The 18272-nt window shown below is 50.5% G+C and carries 17 protein-coding genes; 14 read left to right on the forward strand and 3 right to left on the reverse strand.

All coding sequences use genetic code 11. The features are described from left to right. Positions 1–3: 3 nt before the first annotated feature. Entirely contained in the window at positions 4–1425 is a 1422-nt protein-coding gene (locus tag ABD836_RS11810; RefSeq protein WP_344936110.1) for an aminotransferase-like domain-containing protein, read from the reverse strand. Positions 1426–1593: 168 nt separating this feature from the next. Here ABD836_RS11810 and ABD836_RS11815 point away from each other — a divergent pair, with 168 nt between their 5' ends. Further along, on the forward strand, positions 1594–1758 hold the full coding sequence (locus ABD836_RS11815; protein ID WP_344936112.1) for a hypothetical protein: 165 nt from the start codon (positions 1594–1596) through the stop codon (positions 1756–1758). A gap of 20 nt (positions 1759–1778) precedes the next feature. Beyond that, positions 1779–2567 carry a PhzF family phenazine biosynthesis protein gene (locus tag ABD836_RS11820; RefSeq protein ID WP_344936114.1) on the forward strand — a complete coding sequence of 263 codons (789 nt, stop codon included), beginning with the start codon at positions 1779–1781 and terminating at the stop codon, positions 2565–2567. A gap of 4 nt (positions 2568–2571) precedes the next feature. Here the strand turns inward: ABD836_RS11820 and ABD836_RS11825 are convergent, their stop codons facing one another. After that, positions 2572–3447, reverse strand: coding sequence for an AraC family transcriptional regulator (locus tag ABD836_RS11825; protein ID WP_344936117.1), 876 nt, complete (start codon positions 3445–3447; stop codon positions 2572–2574). A 205-nt stretch (positions 3448–3652) separates the two neighbouring features. On the opposite strand from ABD836_RS11825, the gene ABD836_RS11830 reads away from it, so the two are divergent. From ABD836_RS11830 to ABD836_RS11880, 11 genes are all read left to right on the forward strand, one after another. Further along, positions 3653–5071, forward strand: coding sequence for an aldehyde dehydrogenase family protein (locus tag ABD836_RS11830; RefSeq protein WP_344936120.1), 1419 nt, complete (start codon positions 3653–3655; stop codon positions 5069–5071). A 64-nt stretch (positions 5072–5135) separates the two neighbouring features. Further along, on the forward strand, positions 5136–6296 hold the full coding sequence (locus ABD836_RS11835; protein WP_344936122.1) for an acyl-CoA dehydrogenase family protein: 1161 nt from the start codon (positions 5136–5138) through the stop codon (positions 6294–6296). Beyond that, entirely contained in the window at positions 6293–7084 is a 792-nt protein-coding gene (locus ABD836_RS11840; protein ID WP_344936125.1) for an enoyl-CoA hydratase, read from the forward strand. The genes ABD836_RS11835 and ABD836_RS11840 overlap by 4 nt, the downstream gene beginning before the upstream one ends. After that, positions 7069–8205 (forward strand): enoyl-CoA hydratase/isomerase family protein, encoded by a 1137-nt coding sequence (locus ABD836_RS11845; RefSeq protein ID WP_344936127.1) that lies wholly within the window; start codon positions 7069–7071, stop codon positions 8203–8205. The genes ABD836_RS11840 and ABD836_RS11845 overlap by 16 nt, the downstream gene beginning before the upstream one ends. A 101-nt stretch (positions 8206–8306) precedes the next feature. Next, positions 8307–9191: a 3-hydroxyisobutyrate dehydrogenase gene (gene mmsB / locus ABD836_RS11850; RefSeq protein ID WP_344936130.1), complete on the forward strand. Its 885-nt coding sequence runs from the start codon at positions 8307–8309 to the stop codon at positions 9189–9191. A 136-nt stretch (positions 9192–9327) separates the two neighbouring features. Beyond that, entirely contained in the window at positions 9328–9843 is a 516-nt protein-coding gene (locus tag ABD836_RS11855) for a shikimate kinase (RefSeq protein WP_344936132.1), read from the forward strand. A gap of 89 nt (positions 9844–9932) precedes the next feature. Beyond that, positions 9933–10430, forward strand: coding sequence for a 6-pyruvoyl trahydropterin synthase family protein (locus ABD836_RS11860; RefSeq protein WP_344936133.1), 498 nt, complete (start codon positions 9933–9935; stop codon positions 10428–10430). A gap of 83 nt (positions 10431–10513) precedes the next feature. Beyond that, entirely contained in the window at positions 10514–11218 is a 705-nt protein-coding gene (locus ABD836_RS11865; RefSeq protein ID WP_344936135.1) for an SDR family NAD(P)-dependent oxidoreductase, read from the forward strand. A gap of 590 nt (positions 11219–11808) precedes the next feature. Further along, positions 11809–13731, forward strand: coding sequence for a PrkA family serine protein kinase (locus ABD836_RS11870; RefSeq protein WP_344936138.1), 1923 nt, complete (start codon positions 11809–11811; stop codon positions 13729–13731). A 25-nt stretch (positions 13732–13756) separates the two neighbouring features. Beyond that, the gene (locus tag ABD836_RS11875) at positions 13757–14980 is read left to right on the forward strand and encodes a YeaH/YhbH family protein (RefSeq protein ID WP_344936140.1); all 1224 of its coding nucleotides are present in this window, start codon (positions 13757–13759) and stop codon (positions 14978–14980) included. Beyond that, entirely contained in the window at positions 14977–16488 is a 1512-nt protein-coding gene (locus tag ABD836_RS11880) for a SpoVR family protein (protein WP_344936143.1), read from the forward strand. Before ABD836_RS11875 ends, ABD836_RS11880 begins: the two co-directional genes overlap by 4 nt. A 34-nt stretch (positions 16489–16522) precedes the next feature. Here ABD836_RS11880 and ABD836_RS11885 read toward each other — a convergent pair whose 3' ends face one another. After that, positions 16523–17338: an enoyl-CoA hydratase-related protein gene (locus ABD836_RS11885; RefSeq protein WP_344936146.1), complete on the reverse strand. Its 816-nt coding sequence runs from the start codon at positions 17336–17338 to the stop codon at positions 16523–16525. 282 nt (positions 17339–17620) lie between these two features. Between ABD836_RS11885 and ABD836_RS11890 the strand changes: the two genes are divergently transcribed. Then, positions 17621–17908 carry a hypothetical protein gene (locus ABD836_RS11890; protein ID WP_344936149.1) on the forward strand — a complete coding sequence of 96 codons (288 nt, stop codon included), beginning with the start codon at positions 17621–17623 and terminating at the stop codon, positions 17906–17908. Positions 17909–18272: the final 364 nt, after the last annotated feature.

Below are 18272 nucleotides of genomic sequence, written 5' to 3' on the forward strand. Positions count from 1 at the left end.
AGATTATTGATTGCACTGTGCCCTGGCGAGTTCACCTAATGTTGCTAGACCCTGTTCAAGTTGTAAATTCCACGGGCAGGCGCAGGAAATTCGTAGGCAGTGCCGGTATTTTTCGCTAGCGGTAAACAGTGGCCCCGCGGCGATACTGATGTTTTTTGCCAGCGCTTGTTCCGCTAATAGCAAGGTGTCGACTTGCTTGGGCAATTCTAACCACAGGGCGTAGCCGCCGCGAGGTTGCGTGATTTGTGTGCCGCTGGGCATGTGCCGAGCTAAGGCTTCCCTGATGCGCGCAGTGGATGTTGCGAGGGCGGCCCGCATGCGATGCAAGTGGCGGTCGTATTCACCGCTTTGTAATAGGCGCTCAGCCGCTAGTTGGGGGATTGTGGCGCCGGCCGCATTGAGGGTGAATTTTTGGTAGTTTAATTCCTCGCGGTATTTGCCACCGGCAATCCAGCCAATACGCAGGCCCGGCGACAAAGATTTGGACAGCGACGAGCAATACAGCACGTCACCGCTCTTGTCGTAACGCTTGGCAATACCGGGCCGTTGTCCCTCAAAGCTTAACTCACCGTAGATATCGTCTTCGATCAAGGGGATTGCTGCGGCGCTCAGCATGGCGACTAGCTCACGCTTGTGCTCGTCATTGAGGCTGGCACCGATGGGGTTACTGAAATTTGTTACTACAATACAGGCTTTGACTGGCCACTTTTCTATGGCCAGTTGCAGCGCCGAAAGTGAAATGCCCTGCTGGGGATCGGTGGGAATCTCTAAGGCTTGCAGGCCCAGTGAATCAATTATTTGCAGCAGCCCATAAAATAACGGCGATTCCAAGGCGACAATATCACCGGCTTTGCAGCTGACCTTTAGCGCTAAATAGAGCGCCTCTTGGCAACCCTGGGTGATGGTGATGTCGTCGGCATGCAATGAGCAACCGAGTTTGTTCATCCGATTGGCGAGCTGCTGGCGCAAGCCTAAATATCCCGGTGGGAATTCATAGCCATTGCCACGGCTGTGCGGGTGACGAGCGGCGCTGGCTAAGGCGCGCTCAAGCGCCGCTACGGGTAAGAAACTCGCATCGGGAACGGTAGCGCCCAAACGCAGAATACCGGGTTGATTTGCGGCGGTAATGACCTGCATAACGCGTTGCTGGTTGTTCACGAGGGCCGGGGTGGAATTGGGGCGAGATTCGCGGGGGCGGGGAATGGCGGTTTCGAACCGAGCCTTGATGTAGAAACCTGAGCGTGGTCGGGCTTCGATATACTGTTCTTGCTCAAGGTAGCGGTAGGCTGCCAGCGCGGTCGACATGCTAACCTTGTAGCGGCTGCTTGCTTGTCTTACCCCCGGTAATTTATCGCCGGAAGTCAGTCTGCCCTGCTCAATATGCGCGGCAATGTCGCTGGCGACTTGGCGGTAGCGGGGTGGCATAGAAGGCTCCTAGCGTGAACTGTTATGCAGTACAGATTTATAATTATCTTATCTGTACCTATTCAAAATTATAATATTGTATCTGTTGTGGTTTTTCCAGTCACGTTACGCTAACTCCCTCATTGTGCTCGATGTGTAAACATTACGGGCCTTAGAAAGGAGTCGGCAATGCAAATCGTTTACTGGTTTTCTACTTACGTTAAAAAACCAAAATACTTGTGTGGTGCTGCGAAGTTGCTGGTGTTTGTCGCCATGGTGTATATGGCAATTTTGGCCACGAGAAGTGAGTCGCCAGTGTCTGCAGAGCAGCACTGGTGGTGGAATATTCATTAGTTTTCATTGAGGGACTTGGGATGAAGTATTTTATTGTAGATGCCTTTTCAGCCGCCCGGTTTGGCGGCAATCCGGCGGCAGTGTGTTTGCTTGATGCCGCACTCCCGGATGTCGACATGCAGTTGATCGCCGCCGAATTTAACTTATCTGAAACTGCGTATTTGCAGCAGCTAGGCGAGGGCTATTACAGCTTGCGCTGGTTTACGCCAACGACCGAGGTGAAACTTTGCGGTCATGCGACCTTGGCGGCAGCGCATGCGCTTTGGGCGCAATGGGGCATTAAGCTTGATTCACTGCGGTTTGCTACACGCAGTGGTGAGTTGTTGGCGAATCGGGTCGCCAATGGGATTACCTTGGCGTTTCCACTAGCGCCTATCTCTTCGTGTAGTGATCAGGAGCGTGTCGCTTTGCGACACCTAGCTGGGGGTGCAAACGCTGTGTGCCGCGCAGGGGAAGATTTACTTATTGAGTTGCAAGATGAGGCAGCGGTGCAAAATTTCATCCCCAACTTCACTGCCATAGCAGCGCTGCCGGCGCGGGGTTTAATTGTCACCGCAGCGGCTAACGCCGAGACAGATGCCAATTTTGTCTCGCGTTTTTTCGGTCCTGCCGCAGGTATTGACGAGGATCCGGTTACCGGTTCTGCGCATTGCGCCTTGGCACCGTATTGGTCTAATAAGCTCGGCCTCATTGAGATGCATGGTCGGCAATTGTCTGCCCGAGGCGGTAAAGTTGGCGTGGCTATTATCGGAGACAAAGTGCTATTGTCAGGGCAGGCCGTGACCGTAATGGCGGGTGAAATACTATAAATTATTAGCTGCGCCGGTGCTGACGGTAGTCACTCGGGGCTAAACCGATCGTTTTCTTGAATAGTCGCGAAAAATAGTAGGCGTCGTCGTAGCCTACGGCTGCTGCGACGCGCTTTACTGATTGATTGCTGCTGTCGAGTAGGTAGCACGCACGCTGAATTTTCATATTAATAAAATACTGAATCGGCGATTGCCCTGTGTGGGCTTTAAATTTTTTGGTGAAATGGTACTTCGATAATTTCGCGCCAGCCGCCAAGTCATCGAGGTTGAGTTGGCCGTGAATATGTTCCTGCATGGTTGCGCGCAAACGTTCCCAGTTTAAGGCTTTGCCGCTTTGCGGACGTTGCTGACGTACTAACAAGGCAATATAGCTGAGCAATGCTTGTAGTTGATGCCCACCCTGCACGAACTCCGCGAATTGATAGGCGCTACGGCGCAACTCAGAAAGCCCATCAAAAATTCGCACCACTCGCGGCTGCACGCCAATATTAAAACAGGGACTGCTAAGCTGGATATGCTGATAAAAATCGCCCGCAAGTCGGCCTTGGAAATGCAGCCAATAAATTGTCCAAGGGTCTTTGCCGTCGGCTTTGTAGGCATGGGGATGGTCTGGCGGCAGCAAAATAATATCGCCACTGTTTATTCGATAGTGTTTGTCGTCACACATCAAGGTGCCTTTACCGGCTATGCAGTAAATGAGCAGGTGGCTGTCATGTTGCTGGCGTTGCATACGATGCCCAAACGCTGCGGGATAGTAACCCATGGCTAGGGGATAGAGGCCTTCAGTCAGGGGGTGGCCGGCAAGCTGGGTTTGTACAAATTGTGGTGTTAGGAAGCGAATACCTTGCGGAGGCAGTGGCCAGTCTGAGGTGATGGGCATGTTAAGCCTTTGTAATTAATCATTTTTATCTTGTTGTTGCGAAGTGTGTAGACCAAAGTCTATGCGCAATATAGTCCATCAAGTCGGCAATATAATCAATCCTACCTGATTCTTAACTGTGTTTATATGGGTGCCCTAATTGTGCGCAGTTGGGTGTGTCCCAGCTATGCTTATGTAAACGACAAAAATAACCCGGAGAAATACCATGGCCGCTGAAACCGCCGTAGCCACCACCGAAGAAGCAATCCTTGTGCAGTCACTCGTTGAGCGTTCACGAAAAGCGCAGGCACAAATTGCCAATTACAGCCAAGAGCAGGTGGATGAATTGATTACCGCCATGGTGTGGTCAGTTGCCCGTCAGGATGTGGCCGAGAAAATTGCTCAGTTCACTGTGGAAGAGACCCAACTTGGCAATTATGACGGCAAGTTTCTGAAGATATTTAAGAAAACTCGCGCGGCCCTATTCGATATCATTCACGACAAATCAGTGGGTGTATTGGAAGACGATAAAGAGCGCAACATTGTTAAAATCGCTAAGCCTGTTGGCGTAATTGGCGCGTTAACGCCTTGTACTAACCCAGAAGCGACGCCAGTCATCAAGGCGATCTCTGCGGTTAAGGGGCGCAATTCAATTATTATTGCGCCGCACCCTCGCTCTAAACTAACCAATAAGATGATCTGCGATTTGATGCGTGACGCACTGAAAGCCTGCGGTGCGCCAGAGGATTTGGTGATTTCCATGGATAGTCCAACTATGGAAGGGACCGCGGAATTGATGAAACAATGTGATCGTATATTAGCCACCGGCGGCGCGCCGATGGTTAAATCTGCGTATTCAAGCGGGACACCTGCCCTGGGTGTTGGTGCCGGTAACGCGGTAATCACTGTCGACGACACAGCGGATTTGGATGAGGCGGCTGAAAAAATCCGGATTTCTAAAACCTTGGATTTGGCGGCCTCTTGCTCCTCTGACAATGCGGTTATTGCTTTTGAATCGAATGTTGAAGCCCTGCTGGACAAACTCCAAGCCCAAGGTGGCTATATTTGTAACGCTGAAGAAAAGGCCAAATTGCAGAGTATTATCTGGGAAGATGGCCACATTGCTGCTCGCATTGTTGCCCAGCCTGCTAGTGTGCTGGCGGAAATGTCGGGTATTGACCTACCTGAAGGTAAGTCCTTTTTTATTGTGCCAGAAACGGGCGCTGGTCCAGACTACCCATTCTCCGGTGAAAAAATGTCGGTGGTGATGGCCTTTTACACTGTCAAAGACATTGATGGCGCTATTGCCATGACGAATGCCATTCAAGCCTATCAAGGCCAAGGCCACTCATGCGGAATTTATTCCTATAGCGATGAAAATATTATGAAGTTTGCCTACGCGACCAAAACCTCGCGGGTAATGGTTAATCAGCCCCAGGCGCCGTCGAACAGCGGTAATCTGTGGAATGGTATGCGCCAAACCTTCTCTTTGGGCTGTGGCTCTTGGGGCGGCAACAGTACGAATAATAATATTACGTGGCGCGATCTGATCAACGAAACATGGGTCTCTAAGCCGCTGGCGGTGAGCAAAGAGATTCCCTCAGATGAAGTGCTGTTTGGCAAAGTAATGGCCAAGTTTAAGTAAGATTTGCGTGTAAACGCCGCCCTAGCGGCGTTTTGCTTTATTTCTGCCTTGAAAAGAGAACAACATGGACTTTAACCTTTCCGACGATCAAAAAGCGTTCGCCGAAAGTGCGCGGTCGTTTGCTGACGGTGTGTTCAAACCGAATGCCGCGCAGTGGGATGCAGAGCATATCTTCCCAAAAGATGCTTTAAAGCAGGCGGGTGAATTAGGCTTTATGGGGATGTATACCCCTGAAGGTGCAGGCGGTTTGGGTATGAGTCGCCTTGATACCAGCGTAATTGTTGAAGAGCTTGCGCGAGGTTGCACCTCAACCGCTGCTTTTTTGACTATCCATAATATGGCTACCAGCATGTTGGGTACCTACGGCAAACCGGCTTTGATCGAAGCGTGGTGCGCCGATCTGGTGATGGGTGAAAAGCTGGCATCCTACTGTTTAACTGAGCCTAATGCGGGATCGGACGCTGGGAATTTGCGCAGCACTGCTCGTGCCGACGGCGATAACTATATTGTTAACGGCAGTAAAATGTTTATCTCTGGCGCGGGTTCAACTGACATTTTGGTGGCAATGCTGCGCACTGGCGGTGATGGGCCTAAGGGCATTAGCGCATTTGCAATTCCAGCGGATGCGCCGGGCATAAGCTACGGTAAGAAAGAAGAGAAAATGGGTTGGAATAGCCAGCCAACGCGCACTGTAACGTTTGAAGATGTAGTGGTGCCGGCCGCTAATATTTTGGGTAAAGAAGGCGAAGGTTTTAAAATCGCCATGAAAGGCTTAGACGGGGGGCGAATTAATATAGCCACTTGTTCGATTGGCACTGCACAGGCGGCGCTGGAAACCACCATTGAATACGTAAAAGAGCGCAAGCAGTTTGGTCAGGCAATTGCTGACTTTCAGAACACCCAGTTTAAATTGGCCGATATGACCACGGACTTGGTGGCGGCGCGGCAAATGGTGCGTTTGGCAGCCTTCAAATTGGACAGCGGTGATTCTGAAGCCAGCATCTATTGCGCGATGGCAAAACGTTTTGCCACCGATGTGTGTTTCAATATTTGTAATGACGCGCTGCAGTTGCATGGTGGCTATGGCTATATTAAAGAATACCCACTAGAACGGCATGTTCGCGACAGCCGCGTACATCAAATTTTGGAAGGTACAAATGAAATTATGCGGGTCATTATTGGCCGACGTTTATTAATAGATGGCGCCTTGGAGGTTATAAAGTGAGCAACTACAGTCCCACAGAAAAACTAAAAGTAGAAATCATTGACCATACGGCCTTGATCACTATCGACAATCCCGGTGCAAATACTTGGGATGCTGAATCGCTGAGCGGTATGCGCGAATTAGTCGCGAACTTGAACGCTGATAAAAACGTTTACAGCCTCGTTATTACGGGGGCTGGTGAGAAGTTTTTCTCTGCGGGTGCCGACCTAAAAATGTTCGCGAGTGGCGATAAAGCAGTAGCCCAAGATATTGGCTTGAAGTTTGGTCAGGCATTTGAGGCCTTGGCGGATTTTCGCGGCGTGTCGATTGCTGCCATAAATGGCTTTGCCATGGGCGGCGGTCTGGAGTGTGCCTTAGCTTGTGATATTCGCATCGCAGAGTCCCATGCCCAGTTGGCGCTGCCAGAGGCAAAAGTGGGTTTACTGCCTTGCGCGGGTGGTACTCAGCGTTTGACGGCTTTAGTTGGTCCGGGTTGGGCTAAGCGCATTATTCTATGCGGCGAACGCATAAAAGCTGACAAAGCTTTGAGTTTGGGGCTGGTTGAAGAAGTCGTTGATTCTGGTACTGTGAAAACCGCCGCACTGGCCTTGGCTGCGCAGGTTGCCCAGCAGAGTCCGGTTTCAGTGACCTTCTGTAAGGAATTGATCCACAAACCCCGTGAAGCGGTTATGCCCCAGGGCTTACTGCTGGAGCGGGAACGTTTCATTCAGTTATTCGACACCCTTGATCAGAAGGAGGGCGTGAATGCCTTTTTTGAGAAGCGCAGCCCAGAATGGAAGAACGCGTAATGGAGGCGCATGTAGAAGAAGTTTTATTTGAAGAGCGTAAATCGGCGAGTGGCCCCGCGGTTGGTGTTATTACATTGAATGTAGAAAAAACACTGAACTCGCTTACCTTAAACATGGTTAAGTTGATGCTGGTAAAGCTCCGCGAATGGCGTGAGCGCAGCGACATCGCTTGTGTCTTCATCCATGGTTCAGGCCAAAAAGCCCTGTGTGCTGGTGGCGATGTTCATGCCTTATACAAGTCATCTGTTGAGCAGCCTAGTGGTCCCTGTGAATACGCCGAAGCGTTTTTTGAGCAGGAATACCGCGTTGATTACTTACTGCATAAATTCGACAAGCCAGTCATCGTTTGGGGACACGGCATTGTCATGGGCGGCGGGATGGGCGTGTTCGCGGCGGGCAGCTATCGCGTTGTCACCGAAAAAACACGCCTTGCCATGCCGGAGATCACCATCGGTTTGTACCCTGATGTTGGTGGCAGCTACTTTTTGAATCGAATGCCCTGTCACACCGGCTTATTTTTAGCCTTAACGGGCGCGTCGTTTAATGCTGCGGACGCGCGTTACCTCGGTTTGGCCGAGGGTTTTGTCGAACACCAATATGCCGGTGAGGTGTTGAACGCCCTAACCGACGTTGCATGGTCTACCGGAGTGGCAGATAACCACGAGCGGGTGTTTGATCTAATGGCCACTTATGTCGCTCGTTCGGCGGCCGCGATGCCAGTAGGGAACGTGGAAGCGGCGGCGGCCGAAATCGAGCAGCTCTGCGCTGGCGAAGATGACCTTGCGGTGATCGATAATATTATCGCCGCGCAGTCAGATAATCCTTGGATTCAAAAGGCATCGGCTACATTGGCGTCAGGCTCACCGCTGAGTGCCCGCTTGATTGCCGAGCAATTGCGCCGTTGTAAAGGGCTTAGCTTAAAGGCTGCTTTCCAGGCCGAGGTTCTGCTATCCACTGCAATTATTCGCCAGCCGGAGTTTGCCGAAGGCGTGCGGGCCCTGTTAATTGATAAGGACAAAAGCCCGGCGTGGCAGCACACGGCACCGGCCGCAGTGCCGCAAACTTTGATCGAACAACATTTCAGCGCGCCGTGGGACCAAAATCCCTTACACGATTTATAAGGGGCGTTTAGCGACAGGTTTTGAGGCGGCTTAGGTCGTCTCATTTTTTATATAAAAGGTGTTCAGGTGAACGCCAAAAGTCTAATAAACAGGTGAGCAATATGGCTAAGATAGCGTTTATTGGTTTGGGTAATATGGGCGGCCCGATGGCGGCCAACCTTGTTAAATCTGGCCACCAAGTAACCGTGTTTGATTTGGTAGACGCCGCTATGGATGCGGTTGTAGCGCAGGGGGCGAACAAGGCTGCTACGGCGTTGGAAGCCCTTGCTGGCGCGGATACGGTTATCACGATGTTACCGGCTGGTAAGCACGTGGCAGGTTTATACCTCGGCGACGGAGGCTTGATCGCCAAAGCGAGTACCGGCACTTTGTTTATGGATTGCAGCACGATAGATGCTGATACCGCAAAACGGGTAGGGGAGGCTGCAGCCGCGAAGGGCTTGCAAATGCTTGATGCGCCGGTATCCGGCGGGGTTAAAGCGGCTCAGGCAGGAACCCTCGCCTTTATGTGTGGCGGTGACGCCGTGGCTTTTGCACGTGGCAAGCTTGTACTGGAGGGGATGGGTAAGAATATTTTTCATGCCGGTGACCACGGCGCCGGGCAGATCGCGAAAATCTGCAATAATATGCTGCTCGCCGTCCATATGATTGGCACCGCAGAGGCGCTACAGTTGGGTGCGAATAATGGGCTCGATCCTAGGGTACTGTCAGAGATCATGCTCAATAGCTCTGGTAAAAATTGGTCGCTGGAAAATTACAATCCCTACCCAGATGTCATGCCAACCGCGCCCGCCTCGAACGAATATAAGCCCGGCTTTATGGTCCAACTCATGCTCAAGGACTTGGGGTTGGCAATGGAAAACAGTCTCGTAACGCAGAGTTCTGTCCCGATGGGCTCACTCGCGCGTAGCTTGTACGCGTCGTTCTCGCAAAAAGGCAATGCGCAGCGGGATTTCTCGGCTATTCTGGAAATGTTTCAATCATAGCCAGCTTTACAATGCCTGAACCCAACAGAAGCAGCTAGCGCAAAAGCCTTAGCTGCTTTTTTGTTGCTAAGGCGCTCACTTTCTGTATTTTTTGTGGCAAGGTGGCGCATTAGACGTCGCCAGAGTAAAGAGAACTATGCCAGTGGAGGGAATACCCGGGATTGTATTAATCGGAATGCCTGGGGCGGGTAAGTCGACTATTGGCGGCCTTCTGGCGGCGCGGCGGGGTATGCCATTGGTAGATACCGATCACTTGATTGAACTGCGCGAAGGTGAAAGCTTACAGTCGATCCTTGATCAGCGTGGCTACCTTGCCTTGCGAGCTATCGAAGAGCAAGTGTTGCTGGCCAATGACTTTACTGGCCAGATCGTTGCCACCGGCGGCAGCGCGGTTTATAGCGCGGCCGCGATGGCACATTTAAAACGCTTTGGCCTCTGCGTATTTCTGGATATCCCCCTCGATGAAATCACCATGCGGGTGCAAAATCTTGAAAGTCGTGGTATTGCTGGGCCGCCGGGCTTGGGGCTGGCGCAGGTATACGCGGAACGTTTACCCCTGTATCGCCGCTACGCGGATATGATTATCGACGGTGCTGGACTAGACGAGTCGGGCTTACTCGCCGAACTTGAAACGGCGTTAACGTCTGTCTGAAGGTGTAAAGGCCGGTCCGAAGAGGTAAGCTAGGGGAATAGTTTTAACGCTATTTGTCGCGAATATAACGATAAGGAACAACATTCCTAATGCCTGTAAAAGCTTACACTTGCATCGAGATTAGCAAAGAAGATCTGAAATTTTCCGGTGCACACTTCACTATATTTTCCGCCACTGAGCGGGAGCGCTTGCACGGCCATAATTTCAAGGTCAGCTTGCTGTTAACCGCGGACGTTGGCGACAATGGTATGTGTTTTAGTTACGTGGAAATTAAGACCCGTTTGCGCAAGTTATGTGCTCAGCTCGATGAATACACTCTGCTACCTGCGGACTCGCCGTTTATGCAGATTCGTAGCGAAGGCGCGCAGTATATTGCCGAGTTTAACGGTGAGCAGATTCCCTTTCTCGTATCTGACACCTTAGTACTGCCGGTACGTAATACCACGGTTGAAGAGTTTGCCCGCTATTTATTAGAGCAATTGCTTCGGGACGCGCCTTTTATTGAAGGGAATGAAATACGCGAATTGATAATGAAGGTGTCATCAGGGCCTGGGCAGTGGGGTTCGGCGAGTTGGAGCCGCGATTGATCTCCCGGTCTCTTCGGCTTGGTAGACCGGTTGCGCGCTAGACGTGCCTGGCAATATATATGTGCAGTAAAAGCGAGACGCAAATGAGTAAAGTGTTAATTGTAAGTGGCGGTAGTCAGGGTATTGGCTATGCGACGGCTCAGCGATTCCAGGCTGAGGGTTATCGCATCGTTAATTTGTCGCGCCGAGGTATCGCGATGGAAGGCGCAGAGCAGATCTGCGTTGATATGCAGCAATTGGACTGGCTGCAGAGCTGTGCTGAGGAGTTGACTGCAATTGCCGAGAACGCGGACGAGCTTGTGCTGCTCCATAACGCCGCTCGTCACGATGGCGATAGCGTCGCTAATCTGGAGGCCGAAGCTTTCCGTCAGGTTCTACAGATCAACCTAGTGGCGCCGCAGCAGTTAAATCAGCTTTTGATCCCAATGATGAAGCCAGGCTCGGCTATTTTGTATATGGGGTCTACACTTAGCGAAAAAGCGGTGTCGGGCTGCGCGTCTTATATTGCCAGTAAGCACGGTATTATTGGTTTGATGCGGGCAACCACGCAAGACTTAGTGGGTAAAGGTATTCACAGTGCCTGTATTTGCCCAGGTTTTACCGATACGGGAATGTTGCGGGGCATGCTTGGCGATGACCCTGCGGTGATGGCTAGTATCACGGGTATAGTCAGCTTTGGACGATTGATCGACCCTGCAGAGATTGCTGCAACTATCTGGTTTTGTGCGGCGAATCCGGTGATGAATGGCAGCGTTATCCATGCAAATCTAGGGCAAATAGAGCGTTAAAGCTTGGTTTTGTTTCCACTTGCTCCCGTATATTGACGCGCCATTGCGGTGCGTCATGTTTGTTTTCCCGTCTCAATATACGTTGCAGCCCCTGCCTAGAACTGCGGTAGTGAGGCCTTGCTAACGACCATATCTAGCCACAGATTCCGCCTTGCGATGGCCCCTGGCGCGGCTGTTGCGTGAGTTGCGCGGGGTAAGAATTTTCGATTTAGATTCATTTCTTAAAATATTTTTAGACTGGCAATAATCTTGCTTAGCATCCCTATGCGACGTCGCTTAAAACCCTTGATAGCGTAAGTCTGGGCTTTTCTGCGCAGCGAGTTAGGCACAAACCCGTGTTACATAGGTAGTATCCAAGATGGAGGATTGCGTTAAATCGCAGCATTATTTTAGCGTTACTGGCGGCCTTAAACGTTCAATGCGGGACTATATTTATATTTATATTTATTCCTTAAATTATTGATAATCCAACTGGATGGCCAACTCGTAACGGAGTACAGTAAAGATGCTTGCACACATAAATGGCGATTAGAATTTTCATTATGTGAGGGTTTTAGCGCCGCAGCACAGCACAGAAGGAGATTGCAAAGATGGGCATATTAGACAATGTTCGTGAGCAATACCTGAAGGGACGTGAAGAAGAAATGTCTCTTGAGGCCTACTTAGACCTCTGTCGTCAGGATCCCCTTGCTTACGCAACCCCCGCCGAGCGCATGCTGGCCGCGATCGGTGAGCCTGAGCTGATCGATACCCGCAAAGATCCGCGCTTATCTCGCATCTTTTCAAACCGTCTTATTCCCCGTTATCCGGCCTTCGAAGAATTTTATGGGCTTGAGGACGTTATCGCGCAAATTGTTGCGTTTTTTAAGCACGCTGCGCAGGGTTTGGAAGAGCGTAAGCAGGTTTTGTACTTGCTCGGTCCCGTTGGCGGTGGTAAATCATCGATCGCGGAAAGGCTGAAAAAGCTAATGGAAGCCGCGCCTATTTATGCGCTTAAGGGCTCGCCAATTAATGAGTCACCGTTGGGCCTTTTTGATCCGATGCGCGATGGTGCGCAACTCGAGAAAGAGTATGGTATTCCAACGCGCTACCTCACCGGCCTGTCTTCACCTTGGGCGATCAAACGCCTCGACGAGTTTGAAGGCGATCTAAGTAAGTTCCGGGTGGTGCGCATTCAGCCTTCGGTGTTGAAACAAATTGCTGTTACCAAAACCGAACCCGGTGACGAGAACAATCAAGATATATCCACGCTGGTAGGCAAGGTGGATATCCGTAAACTTGAAGCCTACGCACAAGATGACCCCGACGCATACTCTTACTCGGGCGGCCTATGCTTAGCCAATCAGGGTTTGCTTGAATTTGTTGAGATGTTTAAAGCGCCGATTAAAATGCTGCACCCGCTGTTGACGGCTACTCAGGAAGGAAACTACAAAGGTACAGAAGGCTTCTCAGCGATCCCTTTTCAGGGGGTAATCTTAGCTCACTCGAATGAATCCGAGTGGCTGACATTTAGGAATGACAAGCACAACGAAGCCTTCCTTGATCGCGTATACATCGTTAAGGTTCCCTACTGCTTACAGGTGTCAGAAGAAGTTAAAATCTATGAAAAATTAATGCGCCACAGCTCGTTGTCGAAGGCGCCCTGCGCGCCGGGTACGCTCGAAATGTTGGCGCAGTTTACGGTTCTTTCACGGCTGAAAGAGCCAGAGAACTCCAGTATCTATTCGAAAATGCGGGTCTATGACGGCGAGTCATTGAAAGACACCGATCCTGCGGCCAAGTCTTTTCAAGAGTACCGGGATTACGCTGGTATTGATGAAGGCATGACCGGTATGTCGACTCGCTTTGCCTTTAAAGTTTTGTCGGCGGTATTTAATTACGACAATGCCGAGATTGCCGCTAACCCCGTTCACTTAATGTATGTGCTAGAGCAGCGTATTCTTCGCGAGCAATTACCGGAAGACACCCAGCGTGTTTATCTTGAATTTATCAAAGGTTGGCTGGCAGTGCGCTACGCTGAGTATGTGGGTAAGGAGATTCAAACCGCGTATTTGGAATCGTACTCTGAGTACGGCCAGAATATTTTTGACCGCTACGTTACTTTTGCGGATTACTGGATTCAGGATGAAGATTATCGCGATCCAGAGACGGGCGCGATATTTGATCGCGGTACCTTGAATAGCGAACTTGAAAAAATTGAGAAGCCCGCAGGGATCGCCAACCCGAAAGATTTCCGTAACGAGATCGTCAATTTTGTATTGCGGGCACGGGCGCAGAATGAAGGGCGAAACCCCAGTTGGACTAGCTACGAAAAATTGCGCGAGGTCATTGAGAAGAAAATGTTCTCAAGTACCGAGGAGTTGTTGCCAGTTATTTCTTTCAACGCTAAGGCGTCGGTAGAAGACAAGCAAAAGCACGAGAATTTTGTAACCCGTATGGTTGAGAAAGGCTATACCCCGAAACAGGTCAGGCTGTTGTCCGAGTGGTATTTACGGGTTAGAAAATCGGGTTAAACCCAGTCAATGAAAGGGGCGTAATATGTCAATGATCATTGACCGCCGCCTGAATGATCGCAATAAAAACGCGGGTAATCGCCAGCGTTTTATCAGGCGTTACAAGGCGCAGCTGCGCAGATCGGTTGCGGATATCGTGGCGGACCGATCTATCACCGACATGTCGCGGGGCGGCGAAGTTGGCATTCCGGTAAAAGATATATCTGAACCTAAATTTCGTATCGGTCGCGGTGGCGACCGCGAAATGGTGCATCCTGGCAACAAAGAATTTACTACCGGCGACCGCATTGCTAAGCCGCCCGCTGGCGGGGGTGGCAGCGGCTCTGGTGGTGGCGAGGGGCAGGGCGAAGAAGGTCAAGATAACTTTATGTTCACGCTCTCGAAAGAAGAGTTTATGAACCTGTTTTTTGATGACTTAGAGCTGCCGCGCTTAGCCCGTAATGTGCTGGGCGATTCCAAACAATTTACCTACCGTCGCGCCGGCTACACACCCAGTGGCGTGCCCGCGAATTTATCGGTGCCGCGCTCGCTGCAGAACGCCATGGCAAGACGAATTGCGCTGCGAGCGCCATTGCAACGCGAATTAGCAGAATTAAAAGCGTGCGCTGGCTCCGCTGAGGATATTGCCTCACTGGAAAAACGGATCGAAAGAATTCCATTTCTGGACGAATACGATTTGCGGTTCAGGCATCGAGTAAAGGAACCGAAGCCGATTAGTCGAGCGGTGATGTTTTGTTTGATGGATGTGTCGGCGTCGATGTCTGAGGAGAAGAAAGACCTGGCTAAGCGATTCTTTACCTTGCTGTATTTATTTCTGAGTCGCAAATACGAACACGTTGAGCTGGTGTTCATTCGCCATACCTCTGATGCGCAAGAGGTCGATGAACATGCCTTTTTTTACGACCCGCAAACCGGCGGCACAGTAGTGATGTCGGCGCTAAATTTGATGGTCGAAATACTCGAGGAGCGTTACTCACCAAGCCAGTGGAATATATATGGCGCACAAGTTTCTGATGGCGATGCGTTTGGTAGTGACCCGCAACGCAGTGCGGCGCGCCTAGCTAAGGATATTCTGCCCCTGTGTCGACACTTCGCCTACGTTGAAATTCCCGATAGTAGCAGCATGATTACGCCACTGGCGGCCGCGTATAGTCAAATTCGCGATACGGCGTTTGCCATGAGTACCGTAATGGATCGTGGCGACGTGTATCCCGTTTTGCGGGAGCTGTTTCAGAGGGAAACTGCATGAGACCATTGAAAGACACGGTGTTATCGCGTGGTGGTGATTGGGACTTTGAATTATTGCAGCGTTATGACAAAGAGATTGCTGTGATCGCCAAAGAGTTCGGTTTGGATACCTATCCCAATCAGATTGAAGTTATTGCCTCCGAGCAAATGCTAGATGCCTATGCCTCAGTGGGCTTGCCAATCAGCTATGCGCACTGGAGTTATGGTAAGGAATTTATACAAAACGAAGAGGCTTATCGTCGCGGCCAGCGGGGTTTGGCTTATGAGTTGGTGATTAACTCCGACCCCTGCATTGCCTATTTAATGGAAGATAATAGTATGCCCATGCAGGCGCTGGTAATTGCTCATGCCTGCTACGGCCACAACTCCTTTTTCAAAGGTAATTATCTGTTCAAGCAGTGGACAAGTGCCGACGCAATCGTCGACTACATGGTATTTGCGCGTAAATATATCTTTGAGTGTGAGCAGCGCTATGGCGAGGATAGAGTTGAGGAGACCTTGGACGCCTGCCATGCGTTGATGGATCACGGTGTAGACCGTTTCCATCGCCCATCTCCTTTGTCTGCTGAAGATGAGCTTCAGCGCCAGCATGAGCGTGAAGAGCATGCTTGGAAGCAATACGACGATATCTGGCGTACCTTGCCGCAAAAGCCGGATGATGGCGCCAGTGTTAAAAAGAAGAAGCGCGTGTTTCCACCCGAGCCACAAGAAAACCTTCTGTATTTTATTGAGAAGTATTCTCCCACGCTTGAGCCGTGGCAGCGTGAGATTGTTCGGATTGTTCGCAAGCTCGCCCAGTATTTTTATCCTCAGGGCTTAACCAAGGTCATGAACGAAGGGTGGGCGACCTTTTGGCACTATACCTTGTTAAACAGTATGTACGATCGCGGTTTGGTTGATGACGGTTTTATGTTTGAAATATTGCAGTCCCACACCAATGTGGTGATGCAGCCCGGCTTTGATCATCCAGGTTATTCGGGTATTAATCCTTACGCATTGGGGTTTGCGATGATGCGGGATATTCGCCGGATCTGCGAAGAGCCTGATGACGAAGATCGCGAGTGGTTTCCTGATATTGTTGGTAAAGATTGGCGTCAGGTGTTGGACTTTGCCATGCGCAATTACAAGGATGAATCCTTTATTGCCCAGTATTTGTCGCCGAAGCTGATACGGGAGTTTCATTTATTTGCGATTGCCGATGAGCAAAACGCTGATCATTTGCGTGTCGACGCTATTCATAACGAGGCTGGCTATCGCGAAGTCAGGCGCCTGTTGTCAAAGCAATATAATCGTGACGTCCTGGTGCCAGATATTCAGATCGTGCGCTATGAGCATATGGGGGATCGTTCTCTGATTCTGCGCTATAACCGTTTGCGCGATCGCCCACTAACCGACGACGCGAGTGAAGTGCTTAAGCATTTAAGTCGCTTGTGGGGTTTTACTGTCACCATGGAGGTCTTTGAAGAAGGTCGGGGCGTTGTTGATAAAATTGAAGTTGCGTCACACTGAAGGCTAGTTCCGTGGGACTAGCCTTCACCTTAGATTAATTGCCTTCAAATTTTGGTGCGGTTTTATTTATAAACGCGTCAACGGCGCGGTGGTGGTCTGCGGTGTGATGGCATTGGGCTTGGACATCCGCACAGACGTCCAGAAAGTCGCTTAGCTCCTGTCGTTGAGCCACCTTCATCAAGCGCTTGGTTTGGCGTAGTGCCAGCGGTGGCTTGCTAGCGTAGTCTTGGGCGTAGCGTTCTGCAGTGCTCAATAAATCAGCGGTGGCGACGCATTCGAGTAATATTCCTAGCTGTAGTGCTTCGTCGCTATCGATGATTCGACCGCTAAAGCTCATTTCTGCGGCGCGCTGATAGCCTACTAAGCGCTGTAAAAACCACGCGCCACCGTCTCCGGGAATAATGCCTAGATTGATAAAAGTCTCGCCGAAGCGCGCGTGCTCGCAGCCAATTCGTAAATCAGCCATGCTGCACAAGTCGAAGCCAGCGCCAACGGCTGCGCCATTGACGGCTGCTATGGTGACAATCTCCGCGTTGTGCATTGCTCTTGAGATACGCTGAATACCATTTCGGTAGCTATCGCTGATTTCTGACTGGCTGCCGCCAAACATGCCTTGCTTATCACGCATTTCCTTTACATTGCCGCCGGAACTGAAGGCTTTACCTGCACCGGTAATAATCAACGTTGAGATAGCCGTATTGTTATTGGCCCAGGCGATGGTGTCGCACAAGTCATTGATGAGATTGGTGCCGGTTAAGGCGTTGCGAACGTCGTCACGTTCAAAGCGGAGGATGGCGTAACCAGTTTTTAGGGTCAGCGAGGCATCTATCAGTTTGGGGGCTGGCTTCATATTGGCGTCCAAAATAGCGTGTTATTGGGGCAGACTCGAGTTAGTCCTGCCGCGCAGTATAACAAAGCCTGAGCTGAAATTAGCGGTTTGCTTATTCTCTGAGTGGTGATGCCTCACTGTTGGCCTTGTTTTTGCTTTATTCGATATAACCATGCTTATAAGCACGAGGATTGTGGCTTGGTGAATTTTTTCTGTGCATCTTTTTTTGGGTTTTTTACGTAACAGCTAACTCGGGTGTTACCAAAAGTGTCTTGTGTGGTTTTAAGAATAAAAGGCGGAACTATGACCAATGTATATACAGACCAGCTTGCAGCCCTGCCATTATCGGAGGTGTATATTCGCTTCTCGGCAAACGGGCTGTATGTCGCGGCGATTGGTTTAGAGGGGCGTGTTTTAAACGTCTATGAAAATGAGGGTATGCCGCTGGAAAGGCCGAGCTTAAGCGCAATACGGCAGTATCTACTCTCTTGTGGCTGCCCTCAGAGCGCTTTTGTCATTGACGCGCAGTGTGTTGAACCGCAGCCGCGGGCTTTGCTGCCATCGCACGCTTTTGCACTAGCGGCGGTGTGAATTTTGGTGACATCTTATTGTGCTGGTCTAAATTGGCGTGCCTTGCGCCTTGCTGGGGCAATGTTCCAGTGAGGTGGATGAAGCTAGGGTGACGGCGATTAAAACAGTGTCGCAGAGCTATAACCTAAAAATAAAGGCGCGCCCACGGAGTCGCCATAAGTATTTCCCGATCTTCTCTAGAGTTATATTTTCATGGAAAATAATCATATTTTATAAGTAAATGCGATGGCGTTGTAAAATAATATAATTTCATTGGCGTTTGGTTTACCGCAGGCTAATGCAAACCTTGATTAATCGCGAAATACCAGAAATGACGACTGTTGTAGGTTCGCTCAGCTGAAAATCCGCTATGCTATGATAAGCT

Origin of the sequence: Zhongshania borealis, from assembly GCF_039539625.1 — a bacterium.
GTDB lineage: Bacteria > Pseudomonadota > Gammaproteobacteria > Pseudomonadales > Spongiibacteraceae > Spongiibacter > Spongiibacter borealis.